The following is a 22735-nucleotide window of genomic DNA, read 5'->3' as shown; positions in this document are numbered from 1 at the left end:
CAGGCGACATTCGCGTGACCTGGTGAACGCAAATACTCATGGCCGATCACCTTAGCGCGACCTGCGCGCAATATGAAGCACTCCGCACGCATCCACGTGCCATCACCCACTGGCAGGTGACGCTTGCGCCCTTGATATTGAGACAGAGCCGTCCTTCCATTTCCCGCAGTAGCGAGCGTAGCGTGCCCGATGCGCCACTGCGCCGCCCGAACGCTCGCTGCCCGATTTCCGAGATGTGACTCCATGCCAAGACCCATCCACGCCGTCATCCACCAGCCCGCGCTGGCCAACAACCTGGACATCGTCCGCCGCAGCGCGCCGAACTCGCGCATCTGGGCCGTGGTCAAGGCCAATGCCTACGGCCACGGCATCCGCCGCGTCTTTGCCGCGCTGCGCGGCACCGACGGCTTCGGCCTGCTGGACCTGAACGAAGCCGTGCTGCTGCGCGACCTGGGCTGGCAGGGCCCGATCCTGCTGCTGGAGGGCTTTTTCCAGCCGCAGGACATTGCCCTGATCGAGCAATACCGGTTGACCACCGCGATCCACTGCGACGAACAGTTGCGCATGCTGGAAAGCGCGCGTCCCAAGGGCCCGCTGGCGATCCAGCTCAAGCTGAACACCGGCATGAACCGGCTCGGCTTCCATCCGGCCCAGTACCGCGCCGCCTGGGAGCGCGCCCGCGCCATGCCCTGCGTGGGCAGTATCGTCCATATGACGCATTTTTCCGATGCGGATAGTCCCCGAGGCATCGCCCACCAGATCGCGGCCTTTGACGCCGCCACGGCCAACCTGCCGGGCGAGGCGAGCCTGTCGAACTCGGCCGCGGTGCTGTGGCATCCGCAGGCGCACCGCGCCTGGGTGCGTCCCGGCATCATCCTGTACGGCGCCTCGCCGACCGGCCGCGATGCCGATATCGCCGGCACCGGCCTGCAGCCGGCCATGTCGCTGCACAGCGAGCTGATCTCGGTGCAGGACCTGCAGCCGGGCGATACGGTCGGCTACGGCTCGCTGTTTACCACGGACCGGCCGATGCGCATCGGCGTGGTCGCCTGCGGCTATGCCGACGGCTACCCGCGCCATGCCTCCGGCTGGGGCGAGCAGCACGCGCCGGTGCTGGTCGACGGCGTGCGCACCGAACTGGTCGGCCGCGTGTCGATGGACATGCTGTGCGTGGACCTGACGCCGTGCCCGAAGGCGCGCGTCGGCAGCCCGGTGACGCTGTGGGGCCAGGGCTTGCCGATCGACGAGGTGGCACAGGCCAGCGGCACGGTCGGCTACGAGCTGATGTGCGCGCTGGCGCCGCGCGTGCCGGCCACGGTGGCGACCATCACGGCATCCGACAGCGCGGCGCCGGCCGTGGTGTAAAGGGTTGCAAACGAGACCTGGCGGCAGCGGCTGCCGCCGGCTAGTGTGAGGGCCGGGCCACTTCTGCGCCCGGCCTGTTCTTTCCCGCAAGGATTTTCCGTTGGCCAAGACCAAGACCGTCTACACCTGTACCGAATGCGGCGGCACCGCGCCGCGCTGGGCCGGCCAGTGCCCGCATTGCCAGCAATGGAACACGCTGGTGGAAACGGTGGCCGAGACGGCCGCGTCCAAGCGCTTCCAGCCGCTGGCGGCATCGGCCATGGTGCGCAAGCTGTCCGAGATCGACGCCGCCGACGTGCCGCGCTTTTCCAGCGGCATCGACGAGTTCGACCGCGTGCTGGGCGGCGGGCTGGTGGCGGGCGGCGTGGTGCTGATCGGCGGCGATCCCGGCATCGGCAAGTCCACGCTGCTGCTGCAGGCGCTGGCCAACCTGGCCGGGCAGCGCCGCGTGCTCTATGTCAGCGGCGAAGAATCGGGCGCGCAGATCGCCTTGCGTGCGCAGCGACTGGGCGTGGAAAGCCCGGCGCTGGGGCTGCTCGCCGAAATCCAGCTCGAGAAGATCCAGGCCACGCTCGAAGCCGAGAAGCCGGAAGTGGCGGTGATCGACTCGATCCAGACGCTGTACTCGGAGTCCCTGACCTCGGCGCCGGGCTCGGTCGCGCAGGTGCGCGAGTGCGCGGCGCAGCTGACGCGCATCGCCAAGAGCAGCGGCATCACCATCATCCTGGTCGGCCACGTGACCAAGGAAGGCAGCCTGGCCGGGCCGCGCGTGCTGGAACATATCGTCGACACGGTGCTGTACTTCGAGGGCGATACGCATTCTTCGCACCGGCTGATCCGCGCATTCAAGAACCGCTTTGGCGCGGTCAACGAACTGGGCGTGTTCGCCATGACCGAGCGCGGGCTGCGCGGCATCAGCAACCCGTCGGCGCTGTTCCTGTCGCAGCATGAAGAGACCGTGCCCGGCTCCTGCGTGCTGGTGACGCAGGAGGGCACGCGCCCGCTGCTGGTGGAGATCCAGGCGCTGGTCGACACCGCCCACGTGCCCAACCCGCGCCGGCTGGCGGTGGGCCTGGAGCAGAACCGGCTGGCGCTGCTGCTGGCGGTGCTGCACCGGCACGCGGGCATTGCCTGCTTTGACCAGGATGTGTTCCTGAACGCGGTGGGCGGAGTGAAGATCACCGAGCCGGCCGCCGACCTGGCGGTGCTGCTGTCGATCCATTCGTCGATGCGCAACAAGCCGCTGCCGCGCGGGCTGGTGGTGTTTGGCGAAGTCGGCCTGGCCGGAGAAATCCGGCCCAGCCCGCGGGGCCAGGAGCGCCTGAAGGAAGCTGCCAAGCTGGGTTTCACGCTGGCCGTGATCCCCAAGGCCAACGCGCCCAAGCAGAAGATCGACGGCCTTGAAGTGATCGCGGTGGAGCGCATCGAGCAGGCGATCGATCGCGTGCGCCACCTGGACTGAGGCATGGACGTCGCCAGCTTGCTCGTCGAAACCCCGCGGCTGCGGCTGCGCCAGTGGCGCGATGCCGACTATGAACCATTCGCCGCGCTGAATGCCGATGCGGAGGTGATGCGCTATTTCCCCGCGCCGCTGACGCGGGCCGAAAGCGACGCGATGGCGGACCGTTGCCGGGCACTGATCGCTGGGCGCGGGTGGGGGCTGTGGGCCGTCGAGCGCAAGCTGGACGGCGCCTTTGCCGGCTTTGTCGGCTTGCACGTGCCGGTCGCCGCGCTGCCGTTCTCGCCTTGTGTCGAGATCGGCTGGCGCCTGGCACGCGAGGCGTGGGGCAGCGGCCTTGCCACCGAAGCGGCGCACGCTGCGCTGGCCTATGGCTTCGGCACGCTTGGGCTGGACGAGATCGTTTCCTTCACCACGCTGGACAACCGCCGCTCGCGCGCGGTGATGGAACGGCTGGGCATGTGCGAGGATGCGCCGGGGTTCGAGCATCCTGCGCTGCCGCCGGGGCATCCGCTGCGTCCTCATTGCCTGTATCGTTTGCCGCGCGCGGCGTGGCAAACGAGCGTGGCAGGCGGGCACGGTATAGTGCCCTGAGTCAATCCGCCACAGGGCAGGGGATGCGCAGCCGATGTGACGCCCGAGGCGGGTGCGGAAAAATCGGTAATAATGCGCAGCAATGCCGCGCCCCCGAACTGAAGACACCTGACGGCACCGTTTACCGGATCACCCTTTATCACCGCTATGCAAGCCAATTCCCGCGCCTATTTCCTGCTGATCGCCCTGGTTTCCTTTGGCCTGGTCGGCGTTGCGCTCTACCTGCAGTTTGAAAAGGGCTACCAGCCCTGTCCGCTTTGCGTGATGCAGCGCTTTGCGTTTGTCGGCATCGGCATCTTCGCGCTGCTTGCCGTGGTGGCGCAGAACACGCGTTCGTTGTGGCAGGGGCTGGGCATGCTGTCCGGCATCGCTGGCATTGCTGTAGCTGTTTACCATGTTTCGCTGCTGCTCGACCCCAAGGCGACCTGCGGCATCGATCCTCTGGAGAACTGGGTCAACGCGCTGCCGACCGCCAAGGTGCTGCCGCAGGTGTTCTATGCCGATGGCCTGTGCGCGGCGCCGCTGCCGCCGGTGCTGGGCCTGTCGGTGCCGGCGTGGTCGCTGATCTGGCTGTTTATCCTGACGCTGACGCTGGCGGTGGGTTTGATCCGGCGGGAGAAGAATTTCCGTTGAGGATTGCGGACGGCAATGAAAAACCGGCGCCATGTGCGCCGGTTTTTTTGCTTGGGCTGCCGCGGCATTCCGGATCTGAGGGTTTGCTCCCCTCTCCCATTTATGGGAGAGGGGCGGGGGAGAGGGCAAAAGTCTCCACGGAGTGAAGGGCCGCGATGCTTGCGAAGCGCCTGCCCTCTCCCCCAACCCCTCTCCCGCTCGCGGGAGAGGGGAGAGAGCCGGGCTGCCGACCAGGTTGCCATGGATAAGGGTGCGAGGGAGGAGACTCGTATCCTCACGCAATCTGCTCGATCTGCTCCTGCAGTTCCAGCCACTTCTCTTCCAGCGTTTCCAGCTCGCCATTGACTTCGCCCTGGCGCTTGAGCATCTCCATCAGCTTCGCCTTGTTGGCTTCGGCATAGCTCGATTCATCGGCCATGAACCGGTCGATCTCCTCCTTGGCGGCTTGCAGCACTGCCATCCGCTTCTCGACCTTCTCCAGCTCCTTCGTCAGCGGCTTGCGCAACGCCGACAGGCGCTGGCGCTCGTCGGCCTCGGCGCGGCGCTGGTCCTTGCGGTTGATCGTGGCGGCGCCATTGCCGTCATCGCCGCCGTTCTCCGCCAGGTGCGCGGCAACGGCGGCGTTGCGCTTGGCCGCCGCCTGCTGCAGCAGCCAGTCGCGGTAATCGTCCAGGTCGCCGTCGAAGGGCTTGATGGTGCCGTCGGCAACCAGCATGAACTGGTCGGCGGTGGCGCGCAGCAGGTGGCGGTCGTGCGAGACCAGGATCAGCGTGCCTTCGAACTGCGCCAGCGCCATGGTCAACGCTTCGCGGGTATCGAGGTCGAGGTGGTTGGTCGGTTCGTCGAGCAGCAGCAGGTTGGGCTTCTGCCAGACGATCAGCGACAGCGCCAGGCGCGCCTTTTCACCGCCGGAGAAAGGCTCGATCGGTGACGTGGCCATGTCGCCGCGGAAGTTGAAGCTGCCGAGAAAATCGCGCAGCTCCTGCTCGCGCACATCCGGCGCCAGGCGCGCGAGGTGCTGCAGCGGCGAGTCGTGGTCGCGCAGCGTCTCGAGCTGGTGCTGGGCGAAGTAGCCGATCTGCAGGCCCTTGCCCAGGCGCAGCGTGCCGGTCATCGGATCCTGCGTGCCGGCCAGCGTCTTGACCAGCGTCGACTTGCCCTGGCCGTTGGCGCCCAGCAGGCCGATGCGCTGGCCGTTCTGGATCGACAGCGCCAGGTTGTGCAGGATGGTGACCGGGGGCTCGGCCTCGGCGTAGCCGCAGTCGACGCCATCGAGCACCATCATCGGGTTGGGCGCGGCGTCGGGCTCGCGGAATTCAAAGGCGAAGCCGGCGGCGATATGCACCGGCGCCAGCCGCTCCATTTTCTCCAGCGCCTTGACCCGGCTCTGCGCCTGGCGCGCCTTGGTCGCCTTGGCCTTGAAGCGCGTGATGAACGATTCCAGGTGCGCGATTTCCTTTTGCTGGCGCGCGTAGGCGGCCTGCTGCTGTGCCATCTGCTGCAGCCGCAGGGTCTCGAACAGCGTGTAGTTGCCGCCGTAGCGGCGCAACTGCTGGTTCTCGATATGCACAGTGACGTTGCAGATCGCGTCGAGGAATTCGCGGTCGTGCGAAATCATCACCAGCGTGCCCGGGTAGCGCGCCAGCCAGTCTTCCAGCCAGACGATGGCGTCGAGATCCAGGTGGTTGGTCGGTTCGTCGAGCAGCAGCAGGTCCGACGGGCACATCAGCGCCTGCGCCAGGTTCAGGCGCATGCGCCAGCCGCCGGAGAACGACGATACCGGCTGCGTTACCTGGGGCAGCGTAAAGCCCAGGCCCAGCAGCAGCGCCTCGGCGCGCGCGGGGGCGGTGTAGCCATCCGCATCGGCATAGGCGGCATGGGCTTCGCCTTCGGCGGTGCCGTCGCCGCTGGCCTGTGCGGCCGCGATGGCGGCTTCGATCTCGCGCAGGCGGGTGTCACCGTCGATCACGTACTCGACCGCGCTGCGGCTGACCGCGGGCGTTTCCTGCGCCACATGGGCGACGCGCCATTGCGCCGGCACGCTGACATCGCCGCCATCCGGATGCAACTCGCCTCGCAGCAGCGCGAACAGTGTCGACTTGCCGCTGCCATTGGCGCCGACTAGGCCCACGCGCTCGCCTGGGTTGAGCGTCACGGTGGTGTGGTCGAACAGCACCTTGGTGCCGCGCTGGAGGACAAGCTGGTCGATTCGGATCACGAGCGGGGAAACTTCTGAACGGGAACTGGCAACTACGCGGAAAAGCCGGCCAAGGCGGGTTGGCGGCGCTGGCCGGCATTGTAGCGTTTCCGGTGCGGGGCATGCCCGCGAATGGCGAAACACCAGAAATGCCGCGACGGTTGCGCACCGCCCTGGTGCGGTGCGTGACGGTCGGCCCTAGGGATTACCCGCGATCTGGAAAAACTTATTTTCTTTATGGGTGGGTTGAGTGTAAATTCATTTTCATGATGTTTTTCAGAATGTAACCGGCAGCGTCGCCGCCCGTGCGAACGCCATCCCGACCCGACATGACCCAAGGCCATTCGATCTCCGACCGCATCGCGCGCAGCCTGCCCACGCTGACGCCGGCGCACCGCCGCATGGCGGAATACGTGCTGGCCAACCTGTTCCGCGCGGCCACGATGCGCATCGATGAGTTTGCCGCGGCGGTGGATGTGTCGGTAGCGACCGCCAACCGTTTTGCGCGGGCGCTGGGATTCGACGGCTATCCGCAGTTCCGTACCGAACTGGTGCGCGGTTTCGAGGCCACGCTGGCGCCGGTCGAGCGGCTGCGCAGCGAGCTGGAACGGCCCGCCACCGTGGCCGAGGTGTTCGCCGCCTCGCTCGAGGATGCGGCCGCCAATGCGGAAGCCACGCGGCGCGGCATCGACGCGCAGGCGTGCGAGCGCGCGGTCTCCGCGATCCTGGGCGCGCAGCGCGTCTACGTAGCGGGCTTCGGCGCCAGCGGCTTCCTGGCCGGCCTGCTGCAGCACGGGCTGGAAATGCATTGCCGCATGGTGACCTCGGTCGCCGGCGCCGGCGGCGCCTCGCACGCGGCGCGGCAGCTGTTCAAGCTGCAGCCGAGCGACCTGCTGATCGTGATCGCGTTCCCGCGCTACGTGACCGACACCATCGAGCTGGCGCAGCGCGTCAAGGCGCACGGCGGCCGCGTGCTGGCGCTGACCGACGCCCCGACCTCGCCGCTGGCGCCGCTGGCCGACATCGCCCTGTACGCGCAGGCCGCCAACCGGCTCTCGGCCAACTCCGATGCGACCGTGCTGGCGCTGATCGAAGCGCTGTGCGGCGCGGTCGCGCACCGCGCCGAGCGGCCGGTCAAGGCCGCCGCCGAAATGACCGAATTCCTGCTGCCATGGCTCTATGGCACACCGGGAGCCGAACGCGCCGGCCGTGCCGGGCCAGCCGGCTCAACTGGCTCAGCCGGTTCGACCGGACAGCAGCCTACCGAAGACCAGGCGGCGGGCACCACGCGCCGCCGCGCGTCCAACCTCAAGAAATCCTGAACCACCTCATGCAACAAGCAGTCATCGCCATCCACGGCGGCGCCGGCACCATCACCCGCGAGGCGATGGACCCCGCGCGCGAACGCGAATACACCGAAGCGCTGCAGCAGGTACTGCAGGCCGGCCAACGCATCCTGGCCGGCGGCGGCACGGCGCTCGACGCCGTGACCGAGGCCGTGCGCCTGCTGGAGGAATGCCCGCTGTTCAACGCGGGCAAGGGTGCCGTGCTGACCCACGCCGGCACCTATGAACTCGATGCGGCCGTGATGGACGGTGCCACCCGCGATGCCGGCGCAGTCGCCTGCGTCACGCGGCTGCGCAACCCGGTGCTGGCCGCGCGCGCGGTGCTCGACCACAGCGAGCATGTGCTGTTTGCCGGCGCCGGCGCCGAGGAATTCGCCGCCGCGCAGGGGCTGGAGCTGGTGGCGCAAGACTACTACTTCACGCAGGCACGCCATGAGCAATGGCAGCGCGCCCGCGGTACCGCCGGCATGGCGCTGCTTGACCATGATGCCGCCGCACTGGCGGCGCGCAAGAACCCAGCCGTGCCGGCCGACCCGATCGACTCCGACAGCAAGTTCGGCACCGTCGGCGCGGTGGCATGCGACAGCCGTGGCAACCTCGCCGCAGCGACCTCCACCGGCGGCGTGACCAACAAGAGGGTGGGGCGCGTCGGCGATACCCCTGTCATCGGCGCGGGTTGCTATGCCGACGACGTGGTGGCGGTGTCGGCCACCGGCACCGGCGAGATGTTTATCCGCACGGTGGCCGCTCACGATGTCTCGGCGCAGATGCGTTATGCCGGATTGTCGCTGGAAGAATCGGCACGGCGCGTGGTGATGGAAAAACTCGTTGCCATCGAAGGCCGCGGCGGCCTGATCGCGGTCGATCGCGCCGGCAACATCACGCTGCCGTTTAACACCGAAGGCATGTACCGCGGCTTTGCCCGCGTGGGCGAGGCGGTCAACGTCTCCATCTACGGCTGACCCACGCCGCACCGGCAAGTCTTAGCACTCGCAGCAAACAAGGAGTTCCAGTGGCCACTATCCCCGCGCAATCGCACGCATCCGCCTCCGGCATCGTCCTGCCGCCCGAGCGCGTCGTCTCGGTCGACGGCCTGAGCGTGCGCTTTGCCACGTCCGAACGTACCGTCGAGGCCGTGCGCAACCTGTCGTTCCATGTCGACCGCGGCGAGACGCTGGCGGTGGTGGGCGAGTCGGGCTCGGGCAAGTCGGTCACGTCGCTGGCGCTGATGCGGCTGGTCGAGCATGGCGGCGGCAAGATCGCCAGCGGCAGCATGCTGCTGCGCAGGCGCGGCGGCGAGGTGATCGACCTGGCGCGCGCGGATAACGCGACGCTGCGCAGCGTGCGCGGCGCCGACGTGGCGATGATCTTCCAGGAGCCGATGACCTCGCTCAACCCGGTGTTCCCGGTGGGCGAGCAGATCGCCGAATCGATCCGGCTGCACCAGGGCAAGGGCCGCGCCGCGGCGCGTGCCGAGGCGCTGCGCATGCTGGAGCTGGTGCGGATCCCCGAGGCGCGCCGCGTGCTGGAGCGCTATCCGCACCAGCTCTCCGGCGGCATGCGCCAGCGCGTGATGATTGCGATGGCGCTGTCGTGCAAGCCGGCGCTGCTGATCGCCGACGAGCCGACCACCGCGCTGGACGTGACCATCCAGGCCGAGATCCTGCAACTGGTGCGCAGCCTGCAGGCCGAAATGCACATGGGCGTGGTCTTCATAACCCATGACATGGGCGTGGTGGCCGAAGTGGCCGATCGCGTGCTGGTGATGTACCGCGGCGAGAAGGTGGAGGAGGGCAGCTCCGACGACGTGTTCCGCGCACCGGCGCATCCGTACACGCGCGCGCTGCTGTCGGCCGTGCCGCGCCTGGGCGCCATGAGCGGCACCGACCTGCCGGCCAAGTTCCCGCTGCTGCGCCTGGACAGCGCCAGGGCGGAGCAGGCCGCGCCGCAGGACACGGTGCAGCCCGGCGTCGCGCCGATCCTGCGCGTGCAGGACCTGGTCACGCGTTTCGACGTGCCCGGCGGCCTGTTCGGCCGCGTCACGCGCCGCGTGCATGCGGTGGAGAAAGTCAGCTTCGATCTCTATCCCGGCGAAACGCTGGCACTGGTGGGCGAGTCCGGCTGCGGCAAGTCCACCACGGGCCGCTCCCTGCTGCGGCTGGTGGAAAGCCAGAGCGGCACCATCGAGTTCAACGGCCAGAACATCAGCAAGCTGGAAGGCCCGGCGCTGCAGACCCTGCGCCGCAATATCCAGTTCATCTTCCAGGACCCGTTCGCATCGCTCGATCCGCGCGTGCCGGTTGGCTATTCGATCATGGAGCCGCTGCTGGTGCACAAGGCAGCCAGCGGCAAGGAGGCCGAGCAGCGCGTGGCCTGGCTGCTCGACAAGGTGGGGCTGGACCCGTCGCACGCGGCGCGCTATCCGCACGAGTTCTCCGGCGGCCAGCGCCAGCGCATCTGCATTGCGCGCGCACTGGCGCTGAACCCCAAGGTGGTGGTCGCAGATGAATCGGTCTCCGCGCTGGACGTGTCGATCCAGGCGCAGATCGTGAACCTGATGCTGGACCTGCAGCGCGAACTGGGCATCGCCTTCCTGTTTATCTCGCATGACATGGCGGTGGTGGAGCGCGTCAGCCACCGCGTGGCGGTGATGTACCTGGGCCAGATCGTCGAGATCGGCCCGCGCCGCGCGATCTTCGAGGACCCGCAGCACCCGTACACGCGCAAGCTGATGTCGGCGGTGCCGATCGCCGATCCGGCGCGGCGCCACCTGCGGCGCGAGCCGCTGAACGATGAGATTCCCAGCCCGATCCGCGCGGTCGGCGACGAGCCGGTGGTGCAACCGCTGGTGCAGGTCGCCGGCAGCGGCGCGCTTGGCCACTATGTCGCCCGGCATGCCGTCGGCGGCGCCTATTGAAGTCCTGGAAGTCATATCCATACCAAGGAGAATCGATGATGTCTGCACGTAGGGTTTCGCCCCGATGGGTGGCCGGCACCTTTGCCGCCGGCGCGCTGGGCATGCTGGCCGCGGCCCCGGCCTTCGCGGCCAAGGATGCGGTGATGGCGGTGGCTTCCACCTTCACCTCGCTCGATCCATACGACTCGAACGACACGCTGTCGCAGGCAGTCGGCAAGACTTTCTACCAGGGGCTGTTCGGGCTGGACAAGGACATGAAGCTGGTCAACGTCCTGGCCGAGAGCTACGAGGTCAGCAAGGACGGCCTGACGTATACGATCAAGCTGAAGAAGGGCATCAAGTTCCACGACGGCACCACCTTCGACGCCGCCGCCGTCAAGGCCAATCTGGACCGCGTCACCAACCCGGCCAACAAGCTCAAGCGCTACACGCTGTTCAACCGCGTGGCCAGGACCGACGTGGTCGACGCCAATACCGTCAAGGTCACGCTGAAAGAGCCTTTCTCGCCGTTCATCAACGTGCTGGCGCATCCTTCGGCAGTCATGATCTCGCCGACTGCGTTGCAGAAATACGGCAAGGAGATTGCCTTCCACCCGGTCGGCACCGGCCCGTTCGAGTTCGTTGAATGGAAGCAGCCTGATCACCTGAAGGGCAAGAAATTCGCCGGCTTCTGGAAGACCGGCTATCCGAAGATCGACACCATCACCTGGAAGCCGGTGGTGGACAACAATACCCGCGCCGCGATCATGCAGACCGGCGAGGCTGACTTTGCCTTCAGCATCCCGTTCGAACAGGCCGCGGTGCTGAAGACCAGCACGAAAGTCGATCTGATTGCGTCCCCGTCGATCATTCAGCGCTACCTGAGCCTGAACACCACGGTCAAGCCGTTCAACGACCCCAAGGTGCGCCAGGCCATCAACTACGCCATCAACAAGGAGGCGCTCGCCAAGGTGGCCTTCGCCGGCTACGCGGTGCCGTCCGAAGGCGTGGTGCCTCCGGGCGTGGACTTTGCGGAAAAGCTGGGCCCGTGGCCGTATGACCCGGCCAAGGCGCGCGCGCTGCTGAAGGAGGCCGGCTACCCGAACGGCTTCGAGACCACGCTGTGGTCGGCGTACAACCACACCACCGCGCAGAAGGTGATCCAGTTCGTGCAGCAGCAGCTGCAACAGGTCGGCATCAAGGCGCAGGTGCAGGCGCTGGAAGCCGGCCAGCGCGTGGAGAAGGTCGAAAGCGTGCAGAAGCCGGAAGACGCCGGCGTGCGCATCTACTACGTGGGCTGGTCGTCGTCGACCGGTGAATCGGACTGGGCGCTGCGCCCGCTGCTGGCTTCCGAGTCGATGCCGCCCAAGCTGCTGAACACCGCCTACTACAAGAACGACCAGGTCGATGCGGACATCGCGGGCGCGCTGCGCACCACGGACCGCGGCGAAAAGGCTCGCCTGTACAAGGACGCTCAGGAACGGATCTGGAAGGATGCGCCGTGGGCCTTCCTGGTGACGGAGAAGGTGCTGTTCGCGCGCAGCAAGCGGCTGACCGGTGCGTATGTGATGCCGGACGGGTCGTTCAATTTTGATGAGATTGATATCAAGCAGTGAGGGGTGAAGTGAAGGGTGGGACTTCGTTGACGCTCCGCCCTCTCCCCCGGCCCCTCTCCCGCAAGCGGGAGAGGGGAGCAAACAGCGGGCAATGTTGGATCCCGAGGGTTTTCTCCCCTCTCCCTCCGGGAGAGGGGCGGGGGAGAGGGCAGGCGGTGGCAGCACCGCTGGGCCTCACACCGCCACAACCCACCCAACCAGAGCAGTAAAGCAGTAAGCCGATGGTGGCCGCCTGCCCGCGTCGCGGGGTCGCAGGTGGGCGGCCTGCGGCCTTTCTTCATGGTGTGTGATGCTGAACTACTTCCTCAAACGAGTGCTGGGCGTGATCCCCACGCTGCTGATCGTGGCAGTGCTGGTGTTCCTGTTCGTCCACCTGCTGCCGGGCGATCCCGCGCGGCTGGCGGCGGGCCCTGAGGCCGACTCGGCCACGGTCGAACTGGTGCGCAAGGACCTGGGCCTGGACCGGCCCATGCACGAGCAGTTCGTCAACTTCTTCTCCAATGCGATCCGCGGCGAGTTCGGCAATTCGCTGCGCACCAAGCGCCCGGTGAGCGAGGAGATCGGCGACCGCTTCATGCCCACGCTGCTGCTGACGGTGGCGTCGATGGCCTGGGCGGTGGTGTTCGGCATGGCCATCGGCATCGGCTCGGCGGTGTGGCGCAACCGCTGGCCGGACCGCTTCGGCATGACGCTGGCGGTGTCGGGGATTTCCTTTCCCGCCTTTGCGCTGGGCATGCTGCTGATGGAGGTGTTCTCGGTGCAGCTGGGCTGGCTGCCGTCGATCGGCGCCGACACCTGGAAGCACTACGTGTTGCCCTCGGTCACGCTGGGCGCCGCGGTGGCGGCGGTGATGGCGCGCTTTACCCGCGCCTCGTTCGTCGAGGTGCTGCAGGAAGACTTTATCCGCACCGCCCGGGCCAAGGGCGTGCGCGAGACGCTGGTGGTGGCCAAGCACGGCCTGCGCAATGCCATGATCCCGGTGGTGACCATGATGGGCCTGCAGTTCGGCTTCCTGCTGGGCGGCTCGATCGTGGTCGAGAAAGTGTTCAACTGGCCGGGCCTCGGCCGCTTGCTGGTCGATGCCGTCGAGATGCGCGACTACCCGGTGATCCAGGCCGAGGTGCTGCTGTTCTCGCTCGAATTCATCCTGATCAACCTGGTGGTGGACATGCTCTACACCGTGATCAATCCCACCATCCGCTACAAGTGAGGCCGGCATGACTGAGCTTTCCACGCCCGCCGCAAGCGAAGCGGCACCCGCTACCGCCCCCGCCGCCCTCGTTGCGGAGGCCGTGCGCACGCCCTGGACCGAGTTCTGGCGCAAATTCCGCAAGCAGCACCTGGCGCTGGGCGCCGGCGTATTCGTGCTGCTGCTGGTGCTGGTCGCCATCCTGGCGCCGCATATCGTGCCGTACGACCCGGAGAATTTCTTCGACTACGACGCGCTCAACGCCGGCCCGTCGGCCGCGCACTGGATGGGCGTCGATTCGCTCGGGCGCGATATCTTCAGCCGCATCCTGGCCGGGGCGCGCATCTCGCTGGCGGCAGGTTTCCTGTCGGTCGTCATCGGCGCGCTGATCGGTACCGTGCTGGGCCTGCTGGCCGGCTATTACGAGGGCTGGTGGGACCGCATCGTGATGCGGATCTCCGACGTGCTCTTCGCCTTCCCCGGCATCCTGCTGGCGATCGGCATCGTTGCCATCCTCGGCAATGGCATGACCAACGTGATTTTTGCCGTGGCCATCTTCAGCATCCCGGCATTCGCGCGGCTGGTGCGCGGCAATACGCTGATGCTCAAGCGGCTGACTTACGTCGAGGCCGCGCGCAGCATCGGCGCGTCGGACTGGACCATCCTCACGCGCCATATCCTGCCGGGCACGGTGTCGTCGATTGTGGTGTATTTCTCGATGCGGATCGGCACTTCGATCATCACCGCGGCCAGCCTGTCGTTCCTGGGGCTGGGGGCGCAGCCGCCCACGCCGGAGTGGGGCGCGATGCTGAATGAGGCGCGCGCCGACATGGTCACCGCGCCGCACGTCGCGATCTTCCCGAGCCTGGCGATCTTCCTGACCGTGCTCGCGTTCAACCTGCTTGGCGACGGCCTGCGCGACGCGCTGGATCCCAAGATCGACCGCCGCTGAGCCATGCAGACATCGACGCAGGGCGTGCCGCGCGTCCCGAGTATCGGCAATCTGCCGGCGGGACCGCGCGACAGCATCACGGACGTGCCGGGCGTGAATGTGGGGCACTGCACGCTGGCGCAGGGTGACGTGCAGACCGGCGTCACTGTGATCCGCCCGCACGAGGGCGACATGTATCGCGACAAGGTGCCCGCGGCGGCTACCGTGCTCAACGGCTTCGGCAAGAGCGTGGGGCTGGTGCAAGTGGACGAACTGGGCGTGCTGGAGACGCCGGTTGCGCTGACCAACACCTTCTCGGTCAGCGCCATGGCGCAGGCGCAGATCCGCGCCGCCGTCGCCGCCAACCCGGAGATCGGGCGCGCATGGCCGACCGTCAATCCGCTGGTGTTCGAATGCAATGACGGCTACCTGAACGATATCCAGCGCATGGCCGTGGACGGCAGCCACTATGACGCCGCCCTGGCCGCTGCCGGCCAGGAGGTCGCGCAGGGCGCGATCGGCGCTGGGCGCGGCATGTCGTCGTTCGGCGTCAAGGGCGGCATCGGCACGGCATCGCGCATGGCGCAGGGCTATTGCGTCGGCGCGCTGGTGCTGGCCAACTTCGGCACGCCGGAGTCGCTGACGCTGGCAGGCAAGCTGGTCGGGCCGCAACTGGTGCAACGGCTGGTGCAGCCCGGCGCGATGGCGCAGCCGCCGCTGCCTGAAAAGGGCTCGATCATCATGGTCGTGGCCACCGACGCGCCGCTGGACGCGCGCCAGTTGCGCCGGCTGTCGCTGCGCGCGGGCGCGGGGCTGGCGCGCACCGGCTCGGTGTTCGGGCACGGCTCTGGCGATATCGCGCTCGCGTTCTCGACCGCGTATACCGTCCCGCACCAGGCAGACCGCGCGATGCCCGCCGTCGCCATGCTTCACGAAACGCTGCTCGACCCGCTGTTCCGCGCCGCCGCGGACAGTGTCGAGCAGGCCATCGTCCATGCGCTCTGGCATGCGGCGACGGTGCAGGGCCGCGACGGCCATGCCCGCCGCGCCTTGCTGGAGGTCATGCCAGAACTGCGCCAATCCGCCTGATGAAGATCCTGATTTCCACCGATATCGAGGGCGTCGCCGGCGTCTTCCACGCCGAGCAGACCCGCCCCGGCAACGGCGAATACGAACGCGCCCGCGCCTGGATGACCGCGGAGGCCAACGCTGCCGTCGCCGGCGCCTTTGCCGGCGGCGCCACCGAAGTGCTGGTCAACGACTCGCATGGCGGCTTTCGCAACCTGCTGCCGGACCAGATCGACCCGCGCGCGCGGCTGGTGCTCGGCAAGCCGCGCTACCTGGGCATGATGGCCGGCATCGAGGACGGCGCCGACGGTGTGCTGATGATCGGCTACCACGGCCGCGCGCAGAGCCGCGGCGTGCTGGCGCACACCATCAACAGCAGCGCCTTCGCCCGGGTCTGGCTTAACGGCATGGAACTGGGCGAGGCCGGCCTCTACGGCGCGCTGGCCGGGGAACTGGGCGTGCCGGTGCTGATGGCCAGCGGCGACGATGTCTTCGTGCAGGAAACCCGGCCGCTGATGCCGTGGGTGCGCTTCGTCGAGACCAAGCGTGCCGGAGGCTTCGGCAGCGGCACCACGCTGTCGCCGGGAGCGGCGCGCGAGGCGATCCAGGCGGCCGCGGCCGACAGCGTGCGCGCCGCGGCGCAGGCGCAATGCCTGCGGCTCGACACGCCGGCAAGTGCCCGGCTGCAGACCCTGACGCCGGCGCATGCCGACCTGTTCTGCCAGTGGCCGGCGCTGGAGCGCCTGGACGGCGTGACGCTGGGCTTCCAGGCCGATTCCGTGCAGGCCGCGGTGCGCATGCTCAACTGCCTGTCGGCGATGTCGTTCATGCTGAAGTAGCCTGAAGCAGGGCCTGCCGGCAGCGGATTCTCCGGATCGGCGACAATAGCGGGTCCGCAGCCAACCCAGCATCAAGCATTCGCATGACCCAGGCACACGACGGGGGCTGGATCCCCGTACGCAAGGACTTCGTCGACTTGGACACCCGCTGCCATGCGCGCGGCAACAGCCGCCGGCACCACGGTTTCCCGCACGGACAGGCCTATATCCTGCGCGACGCCGCCGGGCATGAGGACCCGTTCGGGGAGGACTGCGCCCGCGCCGCGGTGGCGCATCCGGGGTTGCTGCTGCAGGTGCCGGACTACACCGAGCGCGACGTGGCGCCCCGCACGGCCTTGCCCGACCCCATCCCCGCCGGCGTCCGGCGCGGCCGCCGCAGCGCGGCGGAAACTGCGGCGGCCGAGCGTCTCGCCGCCATCCGCTACCTTGTTCTGCGCATGGAAAAAGTGGCCGCCGTGCCGCGCGTGCAGCCCACCGTGCGCTTTCCCGCGCTTGACCCGGTCTATGAGCAATACCTGCGTACCGGCGACGTGGCCACCGCGCAGGTGCGCCGGATCCTGGCGATCGAGCGCGCCCCCAGCACGCCGCCGCGGCTGCGCGCCACCAACCTGCTCGACGTCTATACCGCCCATGTCAAGCTGGAGCGGCTGATTGCCGCATCCAACAGCGTCGACAACATCCGCTTCCTGCGCGGCCTGCACGACTGGCTGGCGCGCCATCTGGTGCTGACCGCCAGCCAGCTGGCCGCGGCAGGGATCGAGATGCATCCGCAGGCCTTCACCTCGCCCGGCATCTGGGGCGCCGGGGCGGAAGCGGCAAGTCCGGCAGTCCCGGCAGCTTCGGCACCGGCCGACCCGAACGGCGAGCTGTTCTAGCCCCTTTGCCTAGCCCCTTTGCCTAGCCCCATGCGGCAGGCTGGCAGAACTGGCAGAACCGGCGGAAATGGCGTCTAATGGCCTGCATCGCCATCCGCCGGTGACGCCATGAGCCCCTTTTCGCGCAGCTACGCCGAAGCCCGCCAGAAGTTCCTCGACGCCGCGCGCACGGCCGGGGCCGACCTGGCGCAGTTCCCGCATCCGACCCGCCGTGGCAGCGCCGGAGAAGACCTGGCCATCGACGTGGCGCAGATGGGCCCATCCGGCGCGCGGCAGTGCCTGATGGTCACCTCCGGCACTCATGGCGCCGAGGGCTTCGCCGGCTCCGGCGCACAGATTGCGATGCTGAACGACACCGCGCTGCTGGCCGATTGCGCCGCCGCCGGCACCAGCCTGCTGCTGGTCCATGCCATTAATCCTTACGGTTTCTCGCACCTGCGCCGGGTCAACGAAGACAACGTCGACCTGAACCGCAATTTCATGGATTTCTCGCAGCCGCTGCCGCACAACGTGCCCTATGCCGAGATTGCGCCGATGCTGCTGCCGGCGCAGTGGCCGCCCTCGGCCGAAGATCAGGCCCGGCTGATGAAGACCGTGGCCGAGCGCGGCATGGCGTGGTACCAGGCCGCGCTGAGCGGCGGCCAGTACCAGGACCCGGAAGGCATGTTCTTCGGCGGTACCAAGGCGACCTGGAGCAACTACACGCTGTGCCGCATCCTGGCGCGCTTCGGCGCCGGGCGCGAGGCGCTGCGCTGGATCGACGTGCACACCGGCCTGGGGCCGTGGGGCTATGGCGAGCCTATCCACATGGGCCCGGACGCGCCCGAGTCGCTGACGCGCACGCGCGCCATCTGGGGCAGCCGGGTGACGTCGATCTATGACGGCTCGTCGACCTCGGCCAACCTGACCGGGCTGGCCTGGCATGCGGTGCCGCAGACACTGCCGGGGATCGACTATGCCGGCATCGCGCTGGAATTCGGCACGCTGCCGGTGGGCGAGGTGCTGGACGCGCTGCGCGGCGACCACTGGCTGCACCGGCACCCCGAAGCGGATGAGAACCAGCGCGCGCTGGTGCGCCAGGCGATGTGGCAGGCCTTCTATGGCGATGCCGACGACTGGCGCGACGGCGTGGTGGCGCAGGTGACCGACGCCCTGCGCAGCACGCTGGCAGCGGCCTGAGCGTGGCTTGATAGCGGCGGCTTGATTGCGGCCTGAGCGGGCCTGTGAGCGGACCTGATTGGGCACCTCAGATTTCCATCTCCTCGCACCACTTGACGATCGCGTCGCGGAAGTCCTGGCAGATCGGCGACAGGTAGCCGCCGGCGCGCCACAGCACCGCCAGTTCGTGCTGCCACGACATGCCTGGCCCGGCGATGGCCTGCAGGCCCTGACCCTCCGCCTGCTTCAGGATGCGCGGCGGCATGATGCCGAGCAGGTCCGAGTGCCGCAGCAACTCGCCGAACGCGACCGGCGAGGCGGTGCTTTCCACCGCCACGCGCGGCGGCGGCAGGCCCACCGAAGTGAATCGTTCTTCCAGCCACTGGCGCAAGTACAGCGAGCTGGCCGGCACGGCCCAGCGCTCCTCGGTCAGGTCGCCGAGCGTACGGAAGCTGTCGCGCCGCGGATGCGCGCTGCGGCAGACGATCTGCATGGTCAGCGGCCCCAGCGGCAGCCAGTCGATGTCTTCCGGGACGCTGGCCGGGCGCGCGGCCAGGATCAGGTCGGCGTCGCCGTTCTGCAGCATCGCCATCAGGCGCGCGCTCAGGTGCGTCTCGATCGAGAACACCGCCAGCGGGCGGCTGACGAAGAACTGCGCCAGCAGCGGCGACAGCAGCGATGGCACCAGGTAGGGGATGGCGCCGAGCCGCACGGTGCCGGCGCGCGCCAGCCGCTGCTCGGCCAGCTCATTGCGCAGGTCGGTCGCTGCCAGCGAGATCTTGCGCGCATGCGCCCGCAGCGTCTTGCCGACGCTGGTCGGCACCAGCCCGCGCGGGGTGCGTTCGAACAGCGGCATGCCGGCCTCGCCCTCCAGTCGCGCCAGCGTCTTGGACAGGCCGGACTGGGTCATGCCGAGGCGATCGGCGGCGCGATGCAGGTTGCCGTGTTCGCTGACTACCAGGAAGGCTTCAAGATCCTCGAATCGCATGGGGTAGGTGCCGGCCTGGCAGCGTGCGAATAGTGCGGGCCATTGTAGCGCGGCGAGCGGACCGCGCCGCGGCCTCGATGTCCGCCTCGCATTGCGCCATGCCTGGCAGGACTCGGACTGTGCCGTGCAGGAATCGATCGTGCCGCGCGGGTGGCCTAGACTGCGTTGGCATCCCTCGCATCGTCACCGGCTGGCGGGCATCACAGAAGGGAGCCACGACAGGAGACACCAACCATGCCGATCCTCCGCTCACGGCTGCGCGCCGCCATGCCCGCCATCTTGCTGGCCGCGCTTGCGGCCTCAACTGCCGCCTCAACTGTGGCCACTGCGCGCGCCGCCGATTCTCCCTCGGATACCGAAGCGTATCCGTCGCGGCCGCTGACCATTGTGGTGCCGTCCGTGGCCGGCAATGTCAACGACGCGGTTGCCCGCCTGATCGGGCAGGAACTGACCAGGGCCTGGGGCCAGCCGGTCATTGTCGACAACAAGCCAGGCGCAGGCACCACCACCGGTACCAAGCACGTCGCGCGCGCCGCCAGGGACGGCTACACCGCGCTGCTGACCTTTACCGCGCACGTGCAGAACCCGTCGCTGTACCCGCGTATCGGCTACGATCCGATCGCCGATTTCACGCCGGTCAGCGAGGTCGCGATCTCGTCGACCATCCTGGCCGTGTCGCCGGATTTCCCGGTGCGCACGCTGCCGGAACTGGTGGCGCTGGTCAAGGCCAACCCCGGCAAGTACCCGTACGGCTCCTATGGCGCCGGCACGACGGGCCATATCCTCGGCGAACTGCTCAAGCGCGAGGCCGGCCTGCAGATGGAACACGTGGCCTACAAGGGCGGTGCGCCGCTGGCGACCGACCTGGCCGCCGGGCACGTGAAGATCGGCTTCATCGCGGTGGGCACGGCCATGCCACTGCTGCAGGGCGGCAAGCTGATCCCGGTGGCGATGGCCGGCGCCGAACGCTCGGCGCTGCTGCCCAGGGTGCCGACCTTCCGCGAGGCGGGCTACAAGGGCTTCGAGCCGGATGCGTGGATGGGCCTGCTGTTCCCGGCCGGCGTGCCGAAGGCGCGGGTCGAGGCGCTGTCGCGCGAAGTGGCTCGCATTGTGCGCATGCCGGAGATCGCGAAGAAGATGCAGGACCTGAACCTGGTGCCGGTGGGCAACACGCCGGAAGCCTTCGCCGCGGTGCTGAAGAGCGACCGCGACAAATGGAGCCGCGTCATCCGCGATGTCGGCATCACGCTGGAATGACAGGACGGACGAATGCAAGACAACGATTACCTGGGACTGGTCTGTTCGCGCTGGTGCCACTGGAGCGAACTTGAACTGCAACGCATTCCGCGCCAGCCGCTCAAGCCAGGGCAGGTGCGCATCCGCGTGCGGCATGCGGGCGTCGGGTTTGCGCTGAGCCTGTTCGTGTCGGGCAAGTACCAGCGCAAGCCGCCGCTGCCATTCACGCCCGGCACTGAAGCGTCCGGGGAGATCCTTGAAGTCGCGCCGGACGTGACGCGCCTGCGCGTGGGTCAGCGCGTAGCGGCGGCGCTGGACTGGGGCGGCTTTGCCGAAGAGGTGGTGACGACCGCCGATACGGTCTATCCGGTGCCGGACGGGCTGGAACTGGCCCACGCCGCGGCGCTGCCGGTTACCTACGGCACCGTGTGGGCCGCGCTGGCGTGGCGCGCCGCGCTGCAGCCCGGCGAGACCATGCTGGTGCACGGCGCCAGCGGCGCACTCGGCACCGCCGCGGTCCAGGTGGGCAAGCTGATGGGCGCGCGCGTGATCGCCACCGCCAGCACCGATGCCAAGCGCGAGGCGGCACTGCGCAACGGCGCGGCGCACGCGCTGCCTGCCGATGCGGCCACGCTGGCGGCTTCGGTGAAGGCGCTGTGCCCGGCGGGCGGGGTCGACGTGGTGTTCGATCCGGTCGGCGGCGACCTGTTCGATGCCTCGCTGCGCTGCGCGGCACCGGGTGCGCGGCTGTTGTCGATCGGCTATGCCAGCGGGCGCATCCCGGAAGTGCCGGCCAACCTGCTGCTGGTCAAGAACCTGTCGATGATCGGTTTCAACTACGGTTACTACGTCGGCTGGGGACTGACCGACGAGCGTCAGCGCTTCGCGCCGCGCGTACAGCAGGTAGTCGAACAGATCATGCAGGCGGTGGCGAGCGGCAAGCTGGCGCCGCTCGTGCTGCAGCACTTCCCGCTGCGCGACTGGCTGGCGGCGGTCGACACCACGATGTCGCGCCGCGCCATCGGCAAGGTCATGCTGGATATCTGAAACGTGGAGAACGACATGCAATCCGGACAAGACGCTGCGCTGCTCGACGGCCTGACGGTGCTCGACCTGAGCCAGGGGATTGCCGGCCCCTACTGCGGGCTGGTGCTGCGTCAGCAGGGCGCGCGCGTGATCAAGGTGGAACCGCCCGGCGGTGACTGGTCGCGCAACATGGGCCGCATCCGCGCCGGCCAGACCGCGATCGCGGTGGCGTGCAACGCCGGCAAGGAAAGCGTGCTGCTGGATGCGCGCACTGACAGCGGCCGCGCCGCCATGGCAAGACTGGCCGAGCGTGCCGACGTGGTGATCCAGAATTTTCGTCCAGGCGTAGCCGAGCGCATGGGCGTGGGCTATGAGGCGCTGGCGGCGCGCAACCCGGCGCTGGTGTACGTGTCGATCACTGGCTATGGCCATGCCGGCCCGATGTCGGCGCTGCCGGCAGTCGATACCACCGTGCAGGCGGTCAGCGGGCTGATGCACCTCAACCGCGACGGCACGGGCCAGCCGCGGCGTGTCCCGTTCTTCCTGATCGACCTCAGCACCGGACTGTATGCGGCCCAGCATGCGTGCGCGGCGTTGTTCAAGGCCGCGCGCCATGGCAAGGGGCGCCACGTGAAGCTGTCGCTGCTGGAGACCAGCGCGGCGCTGCAGTCGTACCTCTTGGTGGACGATGCCATGTTCCCCGGTGCGGAAATGGCCGCGGCCAATGCACCGACCGGGTTGTTCGCGGCAGCGGACGGTATGCTCTACATCAGCATGCTCAACGACGCGATGTTCGTGCGGCTGGCGCGCGTGCTGGGCTTTGACGACTGGCTCGACGATGCCGCGTTGCGCACCAGTGCCGGCCGGCTGCCACGCGCGGCGGAACTGAACCGGCGCGTGGCGCAGGCGGTGGCCGCGCAGCCGCTTGCACACTGGGAAGCGCTGCTGACCGAGCATGACGTGCTGTTCGGGCGCGTCAGCCACGCCAGCGATTTCCTGCAGAGCGCGCAATGCCGGCAGGCGGGGGTTTTCGGCCGCTTGGCGCTGGATGGGATTGGCGACGTGCCTTGGGCCAACCTGCCGGGGATGGCAGGCATGGCGCGGCCCGAAGGTGGCGCGCCTGCGCTTGGGCAGCATACCGGGGCGGTGCTGGCGGAGTTAGGCATCAGCACCTGACGATTCCGCGCAGCAAAAGAAAAACGGACGGTGCGCAGATGCGTACCGTCCGTTTCCTTTGTGCGTTGGTAGGCTCGATTGGACTCGAACCAACGACCCCCACCATGTCAAGGTGGTGCTCTAACCAGCTGAGCTACGAGCCT

General features: G+C 68.2%; 19 protein-coding genes and 1 tRNA gene. 17 read left to right on the top strand and 3 right to left on the bottom strand.

Annotated elements, in window-relative coordinates:
* The first annotated feature begins 243 nt into the window (after nt 1-243).
* The 4 genes from alr (at nt 244) to ACIP1U_RS06805 (ending at nt 4051) form a co-directional block, all read left to right on the top strand.
* Nucleotides 244-1365, top strand: a complete 1122-nt coding sequence (gene alr, locus ACIP1U_RS06820; protein WP_400313067.1) for an alanine racemase — start codon at nt 244-246, stop codon at nt 1363-1365.
* Between the two features lie 100 nt (nt 1366-1465).
* Complete coding sequence (gene radA, locus ACIP1U_RS06815; RefSeq protein WP_400313064.1) at nt 1466-2827, top strand: DNA repair protein RadA; 1362 nt, start codon at nt 1466-1468, stop codon at nt 2825-2827.
* Nucleotides 2828-2830: 3 nt separating this feature from the next.
* On the top strand, nt 2831-3418 hold the full coding sequence (locus ACIP1U_RS06810; protein ID WP_400313061.1) for a GNAT family N-acetyltransferase: 588 nt from the start codon (nt 2831-2833) through the stop codon (nt 3416-3418).
* A 147-nt stretch (nt 3419-3565) separates the two neighbouring features.
* Complete coding sequence (locus ACIP1U_RS06805; protein ID WP_400313058.1) at nt 3566-4051, top strand: disulfide bond formation protein B; 486 nt, start codon at nt 3566-3568, stop codon at nt 4049-4051.
* Between the two features lie 274 nt (nt 4052-4325).
* Here the strand turns inward: ACIP1U_RS06805 and ACIP1U_RS06800 are convergent, their stop codons facing one another.
* Nucleotides 4326-6269 carry an ATP-binding cassette domain-containing protein gene (locus ACIP1U_RS06800; protein WP_400313055.1) on the bottom strand — a complete coding sequence of 648 codons (1944 nt, stop codon included), beginning with the start codon at nt 6267-6269 and terminating at the stop codon, nt 4326-4328.
* 308 nt (nt 6270-6577) lie between these two features.
* Between ACIP1U_RS06800 and ACIP1U_RS06795 the strand changes: the two genes are divergently transcribed.
* From ACIP1U_RS06795 to ACIP1U_RS06750, 10 genes are all read left to right on the top strand, one after another.
* Nucleotides 6578-7570: a MurR/RpiR family transcriptional regulator gene (locus ACIP1U_RS06795; RefSeq protein ID WP_400313053.1), complete on the top strand. Its 993-nt coding sequence runs from the start codon at nt 6578-6580 to the stop codon at nt 7568-7570.
* 8 nt (nt 7571-7578) lie between these two features.
* A complete protein-coding gene (locus tag ACIP1U_RS06790; RefSeq protein WP_400313050.1) occupies nt 7579-8556 on the top strand; it encodes an isoaspartyl peptidase/L-asparaginase family protein in 978 nt (325 codons plus the stop codon).
* Nucleotides 8557-8606: 50 nt separating this feature from the next.
* Complete coding sequence (locus ACIP1U_RS06785) at nt 8607-10511, top strand: dipeptide ABC transporter ATP-binding protein (protein ID WP_400313047.1); 1905 nt, start codon at nt 8607-8609, stop codon at nt 10509-10511.
* A 38-nt stretch (nt 10512-10549) separates the two neighbouring features.
* Nucleotides 10550-12106 carry a glutathione ABC transporter substrate-binding protein GsiB gene (gsiB, locus tag ACIP1U_RS06780; protein ID WP_400313817.1) on the top strand — a complete coding sequence of 519 codons (1557 nt, stop codon included), beginning with the start codon at nt 10550-10552 and terminating at the stop codon, nt 12104-12106.
* A 289-nt stretch (nt 12107-12395) separates the two neighbouring features.
* Complete coding sequence (gsiC, locus tag ACIP1U_RS06775; protein WP_400313044.1) at nt 12396-13316, top strand: glutathione ABC transporter permease GsiC; 921 nt, start codon at nt 12396-12398, stop codon at nt 13314-13316.
* Nucleotides 13317-13323: 7 nt separating this feature from the next.
* The gene (gsiD, locus tag ACIP1U_RS06770) at nt 13324-14247 is read left to right on the top strand and encodes a glutathione ABC transporter permease GsiD (protein WP_400313042.1); all 924 of its coding nucleotides are present in this window, start codon (nt 13324-13326) and stop codon (nt 14245-14247) included.
* A 3-nt stretch (nt 14248-14250) separates the two neighbouring features.
* Nucleotides 14251-15315: a P1 family peptidase gene (locus ACIP1U_RS06765; protein ID WP_400313039.1), complete on the top strand. Its 1065-nt coding sequence runs from the start codon at nt 14251-14253 to the stop codon at nt 15313-15315.
* Nucleotides 15315-16133 (top strand): M55 family metallopeptidase, encoded by an 819-nt coding sequence (locus tag ACIP1U_RS06760; protein WP_400313037.1) that lies wholly within the window; start codon nt 15315-15317, stop codon nt 16131-16133. The genes ACIP1U_RS06765 and ACIP1U_RS06760 overlap by 1 nt, the downstream gene beginning before the upstream one ends.
* An 83-nt stretch (nt 16134-16216) precedes the next feature.
* Nucleotides 16217-17008: a hypothetical protein gene (locus ACIP1U_RS06755; RefSeq protein WP_400313035.1), complete on the top strand. Its 792-nt coding sequence runs from the start codon at nt 16217-16219 to the stop codon at nt 17006-17008.
* 108 nt (nt 17009-17116) lie between these two features.
* Nucleotides 17117-18187 (top strand): M14 family metallopeptidase, encoded by a 1071-nt coding sequence (locus tag ACIP1U_RS06750; RefSeq protein WP_400313032.1) that lies wholly within the window; start codon nt 17117-17119, stop codon nt 18185-18187.
* 67 nt (nt 18188-18254) lie between these two features.
* Here ACIP1U_RS06750 and ACIP1U_RS06745 read toward each other — a convergent pair whose 3' ends face one another.
* Nucleotides 18255-19154, bottom strand: a complete 900-nt coding sequence (locus tag ACIP1U_RS06745; protein WP_400313030.1) for a LysR family transcriptional regulator — start codon at nt 19152-19154, stop codon at nt 18255-18257.
* 234 nt (nt 19155-19388) lie between these two features.
* On the opposite strand from ACIP1U_RS06745, the gene ACIP1U_RS06740 reads away from it, so the two are divergent.
* The 3 genes from ACIP1U_RS06740 to ACIP1U_RS06730 are packed head-to-tail and all read left to right on the top strand — an operon-like array spanning nt 19389 to nt 22592.
* Complete coding sequence (locus ACIP1U_RS06740) at nt 19389-20411, top strand: Bug family tripartite tricarboxylate transporter substrate binding protein (RefSeq protein WP_400313028.1); 1023 nt, start codon at nt 19389-19391, stop codon at nt 20409-20411.
* 12 nt (nt 20412-20423) lie between these two features.
* The gene (locus ACIP1U_RS06735; RefSeq protein ID WP_400313025.1) at nt 20424-21437 is read left to right on the top strand and encodes an NADPH:quinone oxidoreductase family protein; all 1014 of its coding nucleotides are present in this window, start codon (nt 20424-20426) and stop codon (nt 21435-21437) included.
* A gap of 15 nt (nt 21438-21452) precedes the next feature.
* A complete protein-coding gene (locus ACIP1U_RS06730; RefSeq protein ID WP_400313022.1) occupies nt 21453-22592 on the top strand; it encodes a CaiB/BaiF CoA transferase family protein in 1140 nt (379 codons plus the stop codon).
* A 66-nt stretch (nt 22593-22658) separates the two neighbouring features.
* On the opposite strand, the gene ACIP1U_RS06725 is transcribed toward ACIP1U_RS06730, so the two are convergent.
* Nucleotides 22659-22735: transfer RNA gene (locus ACIP1U_RS06725), tRNA-Val, on the bottom strand.

Origin of the sequence: Cupriavidus sp. NPDC089707 (assembly GCF_044748965.1) — a bacterium.
In the GTDB taxonomy this organism is placed as follows: Bacteria; Pseudomonadota; Gammaproteobacteria; order Burkholderiales; family Burkholderiaceae; genus Cupriavidus.
The sequence above is the reverse complement of the archived record's forward strand: the minus strand, read 5'-3'. Positions and strand labels throughout refer to the sequence as shown.